Origin of the sequence: Pelatocladus sp. BLCC-F211, assembly GCF_041928655.1 — a bacterium.
Lineage (GTDB): Bacteria > Cyanobacteriota > Cyanobacteriia > Cyanobacteriales > Nostocaceae > Pelatocladus.
In genome coordinates this window covers 1-8,948 of the sequence record NZ_JBHFLM010000037.1, presented here as the reverse complement: position 1 = coordinate 8,948, position 8,948 = coordinate 1, and the positions used below count along the sequence as shown (strand labels likewise).

General features: G+C 43.5%; 9 protein-coding genes and 1 pseudogene. All 10 read left to right on the top strand.

What is annotated here, in order from left to right; genetic code table 11:
- Positions 1-388: 388 nt before the first annotated feature.
- Positions 389-1,759 carry an FAD-binding oxidoreductase gene (locus ACE1AT_RS03405; protein ID WP_374865902.1) on the top strand — a complete coding sequence of 457 codons (1,371 nt, stop codon included), beginning with the start codon at positions 389-391 and terminating at the stop codon, positions 1,757-1,759.
- 115 nt (positions 1,760-1,874) lie between these two features.
- Positions 1,875-2,129, top strand: coding sequence for a hypothetical protein (locus ACE1AT_RS03400; protein WP_374865901.1), 255 nt, complete (start codon positions 1,875-1,877; stop codon positions 2,127-2,129).
- Positions 2,126-2,532, top strand: a pseudogene (locus ACE1AT_RS03395) (type II toxin-antitoxin system VapC family toxin). Before ACE1AT_RS03400 ends, ACE1AT_RS03395 begins: the two are co-directional and overlap by 4 nt.
- 122 nt (positions 2,533-2,654) lie before the next feature.
- Positions 2,655-3,698 (top strand): RNA 3'-terminal phosphate cyclase, encoded by a 1,044-nt coding sequence (rtcA, locus tag ACE1AT_RS03390; RefSeq protein ID WP_374865900.1) that lies wholly within the window; start codon positions 2,655-2,657, stop codon positions 3,696-3,698.
- Positions 3,699-4,120: 422 nt separating this feature from the next.
- Positions 4,121-4,855, top strand: a complete 735-nt coding sequence (locus ACE1AT_RS03385; protein WP_374865899.1) for a PD-(D/E)XK nuclease family protein — start codon at positions 4,121-4,123, stop codon at positions 4,853-4,855.
- A 150-nt stretch (positions 4,856-5,005) separates the two neighbouring features.
- Positions 5,006-5,596, top strand: a complete 591-nt coding sequence (locus tag ACE1AT_RS03380; RefSeq protein ID WP_374865898.1) for a restriction endonuclease subunit S — start codon at positions 5,006-5,008, stop codon at positions 5,594-5,596.
- A gap of 85 nt (positions 5,597-5,681) precedes the next feature.
- Positions 5,682-7,211 (top strand): type I restriction-modification system subunit M, encoded by a 1,530-nt coding sequence (locus ACE1AT_RS03375; RefSeq protein WP_374865897.1) that lies wholly within the window; start codon positions 5,682-5,684, stop codon positions 7,209-7,211.
- On the top strand, positions 7,204-7,950 hold the full coding sequence (locus ACE1AT_RS03370; RefSeq protein ID WP_374865896.1) for a restriction endonuclease subunit S: 747 nt from the start codon (positions 7,204-7,206) through the stop codon (positions 7,948-7,950). Before ACE1AT_RS03375 ends, ACE1AT_RS03370 begins: the two co-directional genes overlap by 8 nt.
- A gap of 20 nt (positions 7,951-7,970) precedes the next feature.
- Positions 7,971-8,174 carry a hypothetical protein gene (locus ACE1AT_RS03365; protein ID WP_374865895.1) on the top strand — a complete coding sequence of 68 codons (204 nt, stop codon included), beginning with the start codon at positions 7,971-7,973 and terminating at the stop codon, positions 8,172-8,174.
- Positions 8,171-8,803 (top strand): Uma2 family endonuclease, encoded by a 633-nt coding sequence (locus ACE1AT_RS03360; RefSeq protein WP_374865894.1) that lies wholly within the window; start codon positions 8,171-8,173, stop codon positions 8,801-8,803. Before ACE1AT_RS03365 ends, ACE1AT_RS03360 begins: the two co-directional genes overlap by 4 nt.
- Positions 8,804-8,948: the final 145 nt, after the last annotated feature.

The window sequence follows — 8,948 nt, the reverse complement described above, 5'->3', positions numbered from 1 at the left end:
TGTAGTTTTGTAGGTTGGGTGTAGCGACAGCGAAACCCAACATTATAGTCTGGTTAATGTTGGGTTACACTCCGTTCCACCCAACCTACATAATGTCCTTTTTGAAAAACTCCTCTTTTCAAGATGGACGAGGTTTAATTTCGATGAAAATATTTTGTTTACTTGTACTGTAGTTTTTTAGACAAACAGAATTTGTGCGATCGCACCGCTAATATAATCATCCTCAACATGTAATCTTTGGTTCATCTATGGTTGAATTTTCTTACAATAGGCCTTTGCAAGAGTTTTAATTTATAAAAATTCTCTTGACTTTGTGTCCTTTGTGTCCTTTGTGGTAGCCTGCGGCAAGCCGCTACGCGTCTACGTTACCAAAAGATAAATTTTAACCATGACAACATATAAAAAACCCTACAATTTAGAAACCCTAATCAATTCCCTGCCAGGAATCGAAATCATCATCGATTCCTCTCAAGTAGCAAAATTATCCCAGGATTATCATACCTTCAGCCCGATTCTGGTTCCCAAACTAGCGGGAAAAGTCGGGGATATAGTTATACGCCCTGCTAACGAACAAGAAGTATTAAAAATTGCAGCTGCTTGTGTCAAACATCGAATTCCTGTGACAGTGCGGGGTGCAGGAACAGGAAATTATGGACAATGTGTACCTTTACACGGTGGTGTCATCCTTGATATGACGCGGATGCAGGAGATTTGCTGGATCAAACCAGGAATAGCGCGAGTAGAAGCAGGGGTGAAATTAGCAGCACTAGATAAAAAAACACGGGAAATTGGTTGGGAAATACGGATGGCACCCTCTACCTACCGCACAGCCACAATAGCAGGCTTTGTCGCTGGTGGTAGTGGGGGAATTGGCTCAATACAGTATGGATTTTTAGGCGATCGCGGTAATCTTTTAGCATTAAAAGTCGTCACCTTAGAAGATGAACCACGTGTAATTGAATTACGTGGCGACGATGTCCAAAAAGTCAACCATGCTTGGGGGATTAACGGTATTATTACTGAAGTAGAAATTCCCCTCGGCCCGTCCTATCCTTGGGCAGAAGTAATTATTACCTTTCCTGAATTTATGGCAGCAGCCAGATTTGGGCAGAGCCTTGCCGATGCTGATGGCATGATTAAAAAAGAAATTGCTGTCTTTGCATCCCCCATCCCCCAATACTTTACGCCATTGCGGCAATATATTCCCGATGGTACTCACGCCGCTTTGTTGTTAATTGCGGAACCGAGTTTAGAGTTTTTGCCTGGATTGGTGCAGCAACATGGTGGCAATATTACATATCAAAAAACAGTACAAGAACCTGGCAAAGGTGCGAACTTATTAGAATTCACTTGGAATCACACCACTCTCCACGCCCGCAGTCTTGATACTTCCATCACCTATTTACAAAGTCTCTTCCCAGCAGATGTAAAGACTGGCCATGGCGCATCTCTACAGTTAGTAGAGCAGATGTATCATCACTACGGGGATGAAGTCATGATGCATTTAGAATTTGTTCGTGTCAACGGTGCAACAACTCCCGCAGCTTTACAACTTGTACGCTACACCACCGAGGAACGCCTGAACGAAATCATCCGCCATCACGAAGAACAGGGTATATTTATTGCCAATCCCCACACTTACATTATTGAAGATGGTGGTAGAAAAGTTATCGATCCAGAACAGTTGCAATTTAAGGAAATGGTAGATCCATATGGGTTGATGAATCCTGGTAAGAGTAGAGAGATTGGGGAAGTTTGAGGAGAATGTATGCCAATTTCTACAGGTTTATCCCAAGGCTTCATTGTTAAAGGTGCGCGAGCGTATAGCGACGAAACTCTAGAATTAATCTATCTATAAATTGGAGACAAGGGCGATGCAAAGTATAAAATTACGCTCTCGTGTAGGCGAAGATGGGATTTTACATTTAGAAATTCCGGTGGGCGTAACAGACAAAGACTTAGAAGTGATGGTGATTTTTCAGCCACTAGAACCATTAGTGCAGATGAAAACACTAGAAGAATTGGGCTGGCCTGCTGGTTTTTTTGAACAGACTTATGGTAGTTGCCAGGATGACCCTATTGTTATTGATTCTGAGGGTGTGTTTGAGCAAAGGGAAGAAATTTTGTGAGGTATTTATTAGATACCAATGTTTGCATTCGTTATCTCAATGGTAGGTCGGTGGCAATTCGAGAACGTTTGCGGGCAACAAGAGTAGCAGATATTGCTGTGTGTTCAGTGGTTAAAGCGGAGTTATTTTATGGAGCGATGAGAAGCAATAATCCTGAGCAAAGTTTAGCCAGACAGCAACAGTTTCTCAATCTGTTTGTTTCTTTGCCTTTTGATGATCCTGCTGCATTGATATACGGACATATTCGCGCTGACTTGGCAGCGAGTGGAACTCCCATTGGTCCCAATGACTTGCAAATTGCATCTATTGCAAGAGCGAATAGTTTGATATTGGTGACACCAACACGGGTGAATTTAGTCGGGTGGATGGATTACAGATAGAGGATTGGGAGGAAGTGCCTTAACCCTTAAGGTTTCATCATAAACAAGATTTGAGAGAAATTAATCTCTCTGCTGTAAATCTAACAGGAGAGAGTTAAACCCCCTATCTGGACTACCTTACAGTTTTCTTCAGCAAGCCCTAATTATGATTTATATAGATGGTTCTTACGGTGAGGGCGGGGGACAAGTTCTTCGCAGTTCCTTAAGTTTAGCTGCTATTACAGGCAACCCAATTAGCATTTACAATATCCGCGCTGGACGCAAAAAACCAGGGTTAGCAGCCCAACATTTAACAGGAGTTCGTGCGACTGCGACAATTTGTGATGCAGAAGTGCGCGGTGATGCTTTGGGTTCGATGATGCTGGAATTTATTCCTGGTGGGGTGGTGAAAGCAGGAAATTACACCTTTGATGTTAGCGAAGCGCGAGAAGGTGGTTCTGCTGGCGCTGTAACTTTGGTTTTGCAGACTGTGCTGTTACCTCTGGCGTTAGCAACTGGTGATTCACAGGTGACGTTTAAAGGTGGAACTCATGTCCCCTTTAGCCCACCGATGACATACATTGAACAAGTATATCTGCCTATACTCAAACAGATGGGTGTGGAAGTTGATGTGAAATTGGGTGCTTGGGGTTGGTATCCCCAAGGCGGAGGTGTAGTGAATTTGCGAGTGAGTGGTAGTAGAAGACTGGCTGGGATAAATTTGGTAAAACGTGGTGATTTGCAGCAAGTACGAGGATTAGCGATCGCCACAGAATTACCTGCTCATATTCCCCAACGCATAGCTAGCCGTACCGAGAATTTATTACGGGAAGCAGGATTGAAACATATAATCAAGCCTGTACGAGAAAAAGGCGTTGCACCGGGGGCTGGTTTATTTCTGACTGCGGAGTATGAAAATAGCCTCGCTGGGTTTAGTAGCTTGGGACGTTTGGGTTTACCAGCAGAAAAAGTTGCCCAAATCGCTTGTGAAGAACTACTGAAATTTAATCAAACTGGTGCAGCAGTGGATGAACATTTAGCCGATCAATTATTATTACCTGCTGCTTTGGCGTCAGCTCCAAGTGAGTATCAGGTAGCGGAAGTTAGTACGCACTTGACAACGAATGCTTGGGTGCTTGAACAATTTGGATTAGCAAATATCAAAATCGATGCAGATCAAAAAATAGTGAGAGTGGAACCTTTGAGTTGATGATTGGGAAAGGTGAGGAAGTTCCAAATAAGGGGGACAAGGGAAGGATGTCTAAGCGATCGCAGTTCGATAAGTAAGTGGGTGAGAAAAAAGTCAACTACGTAAAGAAGTGTAAATAAGGCTCAAACCCTTTCTCCTATTGCCTGTTGCCTATTGCCTATTGCCTGCTCCTAACGATAATTATTTACGCCCAGTTACTTAATGTAGCAGGTGCGTGACGCTTTTTGTGTGAGGTGTAAAATACTTGCTTGCAAATTTGAATAATTGTAATCAGGTTACAACAATAAAAAATTGACAGCATCTGGCATTTATGCAAATATTTGACTACTCGGAAAATTTTAATGCAGTAACCGGGTTACAACTTTTCCGATGGATACAAAAAAGGTTCCTGATTAGGAACCTGCATTTTAAAAGGTAAATCAATGATAAACGATTCAAATGCATTGAACAATGCGGATTTTTTTGCGGTTAAGCTTCCTCAGCAAGCGAACCGCCCAAATCAATCCGCGGGTATGGGATTGAGCCGCCGTCAGCAGACATACATTCATCCCAGTTGGTTAGCGAAGGCCCTTGCTGGCGATCGCCAATGTATGTTCTCACTGCATACTCAGGCGAATTATTCTATCCCGAAAGCCGATAACGGTTTTGATGCCCAAGGTTACAAGCTCAAGCACCAAGCTGCTTTAACCCAGTATGCGAAGGAGTTGAAAACTGAGGGCTATACCGTTTACACCGAAGGTTCTAACGATTTTAAGTATGAAACAAAATTTGGTGCGATTATCTCAGCCAAACCTGACATTGTGGCGGTGCGTGCAGATGAGGTGATTGTGCCAGATATCAAGGCTGGTAAGGAATTGAAGGCGAGTGACATTGCCCAAGTCAAGTTATATATGGCGCTGATTCCAACCGTTGGTTTACACGGAATTCGTGAGATTCCCGCAGGACAGTTAGTCCACAAAGGTGAGATTTTTGACATTTCTCCTGCGGAGATTACCATCGAGTTTAAGCGCCAGGTTGCGGAATTGGTTAAGGATATGAAGACTGCAAACACGCCACCTGTTACGCCCAGCGTTCAAGAATGTCGCTGGTGTCCCCTTCGTCATCTTTGTCCTGACAGGTTAGAGATTGTAGCAAAGGGTACGGATGGCTGGTTATAGCTTCTAATGCTGTGCGGGAATTTTAGCATTAGCTGAGGTTTCTACACTGTTGAGCTTTGATTAAGTGCGTGACCCTGGCGAGGTAGTGCGTTTTGTAACACTACCTCGCTTACCTATTGAGTGAGTTGATTATGACTGTATTTAAGAGCCATGACGAAAGTCAAACTTAAGGAAATTGCGTCAATTTGTACAGGCTATCCCTTCCGTTCGAGGATTGAGCGCGACCCAAACGGAGAGGTGGGGGTAATTCAAATGAAGGATATTGATGATTACAACTGTTTAAATTTAAGTGATGTTTACAAGGTATGCAGTAATTATTTATATGAAAAACATTTACTAAAACAGGACGACATTTTGTTTTGTTCTAGGGGTGTTTCTCACAAAATGGCGGTTGTAACTGAGGAGGTTGACAATTGTGTGGCTGCTTCTCCCCTAATGGTGATTCAAGTCAAATCGCCGAAGGTGAACCCAGCTTTTTTGGTTTGGTATTTCCAGCAACCCGACATACAAAAACAGATAAATCGACTTTCTGAGGGGACTAGTTTGTTGATGGTGAGTAAGTCAGCTTTAGAAACGCTGGTGATTGATTTACCACCACTGAAAAACCAGAAAGCGATCGCGCAAATTGCAGCACTGAGTCAACGCGAGCAACAAATTATAGAGAAACTCGCACAAAGGCGTAAGGTATACATTGATGCAGTTTTGATGCAGAAAGTTGTAGAGGTAAAACATTTTCAATAACAATAGTATTTTTGTACTGTATTGTTGTTTCAAATGTGTTACCTGTGGAAAGTTTATATATTGCAGGGATTTTGTAACGAAACCGATGGCTATAACCGACAAAATTAAACAGGACGAAATTAACAGTATTCTTTGGAATGCGTGCGATACGTTCCGGGGTGTAATTGATCCGTCGGAGTATAAAAACTACATTTTGGTGTTCCTGTTTCTTAAGTATATTAGTGACATTTGGCGAGATCACTACGAAGAGTACCAAAAGCAATACGGGGACGACGACGATCGCATCCGGCGAAAAATGGAGCGGGAACGGTTTGTATTGCCCAAGGGTGCGAGTTATTACGACATTTACGAGCAGCGCGAAGCTGATAATATTGGCGAACTGATTAACGAAGCTTTAGAAGCAATTGAAGAACACCCAGCGAATAAAGCCAAGTTAGAGGGCGTTTTTCGCAACATTGATTTTAATTCTGAGGCGAATTTGGGTAAGACGAAAGACCGCAACCGACGGTTAAAGAACCTGATTAATGACTTTGCTAATCCCAAGTTGGATTTGCGACCTTCGCGGGTGAGTGAGGATATTATCGGTAATGCTTATATCTATTTAATTGAGAAGTTTGCTTCTGGTGCGGGTAAAAAAGCAGGGGAGTTTTTTACACCAGCGCAGATTTCTAAATTAGTGGCGAAACTAGCGCAGCCAAAACCCGGCGACAGAATTTGTGACCCTACCTGTGGTTCGGGTTCCTTACTGATTGAGGTTGCTAATGAAGTGGGTAGTAATAATTACTCGCTATTTGGGCAGGAGGTAAACGGGGGTACTTGGGCTTTGGCGCGGATGAATATGTTTCTGCACAGTAAGGATGCTGCCCGAATTGAGTGGTGCGATACGTTAAATAGTCCGGCTTTGGTAGAACTTGATAAGTTGATGAAGTTCAATGTGGTGGTAGCAAATCCGCCCTTTTCTTTGGATAAATGGGGGGCAGAAAGTGCCGAGAAGGATACCTACAACCGCTTTTGGCGGGGTGTGCCACCGAAGACTAAGGGGGATTTTGCCTTTATTACCCACATGATTGAAATTGCTTTACCTAAAGAGGGGCGTGTGGTGGTGATTGCACCGCATGGGGTTTTGTTTCGGGGTGCGAGTGAGGGACGGATTCGGCAGAAGTTGATTGAGGAGAATTTGTTAGATGTGGTGATTGGCTTACCACCGAATTTGTTTCCCAGTACATCGATACCCGTGGCAATTTTTGTGTTTGATAAATCGCGGGAGGAAGGTGGTGTAAATAAGAACTGCCAAGATGTGTTATTTATTGATGGAAGTAATGATTTTCAGAACGGGAAGAATCAGAATGAGCTATTAGATGAGCATTTAGAGAAAATTGTTCGGGTTTACCGAGAGCGGGAGAATGTGCCAAAGTATTCCCGTGTGGTGTCGTTGGAGGAGATTAAGGAGAATGATTTTAACTTAAATATTCCTCGCTATGTGGACACGTTTGAGGAGGAGGAGGAGATTGATATTGCTGCGGTACAGCAGGAGATTGAGCAGTTAGAAGCGGAGTTGTTTGAGGTTAGGGGGAAGATGGCGGGTTATTTGAAGGACTTGGGGATTGATGGGTAAAAAATCTCGCTCAATTCCTTCTAATTGGGTAGAAAAAAGACTTGGAGAAATTGCAACACTTCAACGTGGCTTTGATTTACCGACATCTACCCGTCGTTCCGGAAATATTCCGGTTATCTCTTCTTCTGGCTTCTCTGGTACCCATGACACAGCAATGGTATCTGCTCCTGGTGTCGTAACTGGTCGATATGGAACAATAGGCGAGATTTTTTGGATAGAAGAAGACTTTTGGCCTCTTAATACTTCGCTATTTGTAAAAGATTTTCATGGAAATTATCCTTTATTTGTTTACTATCTTCTTCAGCGTGTAGACCTTAAAAAGTTTAGTGATAAAACAGGAGTTCCAGGAATTAACCGCAATGATGTGCATAAAATCAAAGTTCTACTTGCGCCAATTGAAGAACAGAGGAAAATAGCTGAAATTTTGGGGACTTGGGATAGTGCGATCGCGCTCACCGAAAAGCTAATCACAGCCCAGCAAAAGCGTAAAAAGGCGTTGATGCAAAGCCTTCTGAGCTTACCGGGAACACCTACTAAGCTGAAAAAGTGTTTAGAGTTGGTCATTCGTGAAGTATCTAAACCGACCGAACCGTATATGGCAGTCGGCATCAGAAGTCATGGTAAGGGTACATTTCAACGCTGGATTGAAAATCCAGATAATGTTGCTATTTACTCAAAAGATTTATATTTCAGCTTGGTCTTATTTCTCCTGGTGGTGCCGGACGTAACCGGGTTTTGAACAAAAAAGACTTCCTTCAGTTGAAGATTACACTTCCGTCACTGGAGAAACAGAAGCAAATAGCGGAGATTTTAGGTACAGCAGATAGGGAAATTGCAGCATCAGTAGCATATCTTGATTGTCTCAAAACCCAAAAACGCGGACTAATGCAAAAACTCCTCACCGGAGAATGGCGCGTCAAAATTGAGAAAGCAGGACAGCAGTTAACGGAGACAAAAACATGACCGTAACTATTCCCATCCAAGCCATAGAACTCGCTCCCGGTAGCCAAATCGCCATCCATAACCTGTCCTGGCAAGACTTTGAGCGACTTCTCGAAGACTTAGGAGAAAAACGCAAAACCCGCATTGCATACTACCGAGGAACCCTAGAAATAATGTCCCCGTTAGCACTGCATGAGCGTCCCCATCGCATTATTGCTTACATCATTACCACAATTCTAGAAATCCAAGGACGCAACTGGGAAGATTTCGGCTCGACTACCTTTAAACGTCCAGACATAGCTGGGGTGGAACCAGATACCTGCTTTTATATCCAAAATGCCAACCAGGTCAAAGGATGTACCCAAATGGATTTAACCGTATATCCTCCTCCAGACCTTGCGGTTGAATCTGATGTTACCTCAAAAACAACCCTCAACGCCTACACATCTCTCGGCGTTCCGGAAGTGTGGATTTACAGCAACCATCAACTAACCATTTACATTCTTCAAGCTAACGGCTACGTAGAATCTCCCCTCAGTCCCACATTTCCCAATTTACCCGTAACCGAACTTATTCCCCGACTGGTGCAAAAAGCCATCGATGACGGAACCAGTCAAATGCTGCGAGAACTGAGAGCTTTAGCCCCCTAAATCCCCCATTCTGGGGGACTTTGAGTAGTTGAATCTCCCAAGCTTGGGGGCAGGGGAGCAAAATCCCCAAAACTTGGGGGCAGGGGGCAAAATCCCCAAAACTTGGGGGCAGGGGGGCAAAATCCCCAAAACTTGGGGGCAGGGG

Bases quoted from the DNA above. Each gene is read 5' to 3' on its own strand.
- ACE1AT_RS03405 (WP_374865902.1), top strand. From the start codon at position 389: ATGACAACATATAAAAAACCCTACAATTTAGAAACCCTAATCAATTCC.
- ACE1AT_RS03400 (WP_374865901.1), top strand. From the start codon at position 1,875: ATGCAAAGTATAAAATTACGCTCTCGTGTAGGCGAAGATGGGATTTTA.
- rtcA (WP_374865900.1), top strand. From the start codon at position 2,655: ATGATTTATATAGATGGTTCTTACGGTGAGGGCGGGGGACAAGTTCTT.
- ACE1AT_RS03385 (WP_374865899.1), top strand. From the start codon at position 4,121: ATGATAAACGATTCAAATGCATTGAACAATGCGGATTTTTTTGCGGTT.
- ACE1AT_RS03380 (WP_374865898.1), top strand. From the start codon at position 5,006: ATGACGAAAGTCAAACTTAAGGAAATTGCGTCAATTTGTACAGGCTAT.
- ACE1AT_RS03375 (WP_374865897.1), top strand. From the start codon at position 5,682: ATGGCTATAACCGACAAAATTAAACAGGACGAAATTAACAGTATTCTT.
- ACE1AT_RS03370 (WP_374865896.1), top strand. From the start codon at position 7,204: ATGGGTAAAAAATCTCGCTCAATTCCTTCTAATTGGGTAGAAAAAAGA.
- ACE1AT_RS03360 (WP_374865894.1), top strand. From the start codon at position 8,171: ATGACCGTAACTATTCCCATCCAAGCCATAGAACTCGCTCCCGGTAGC.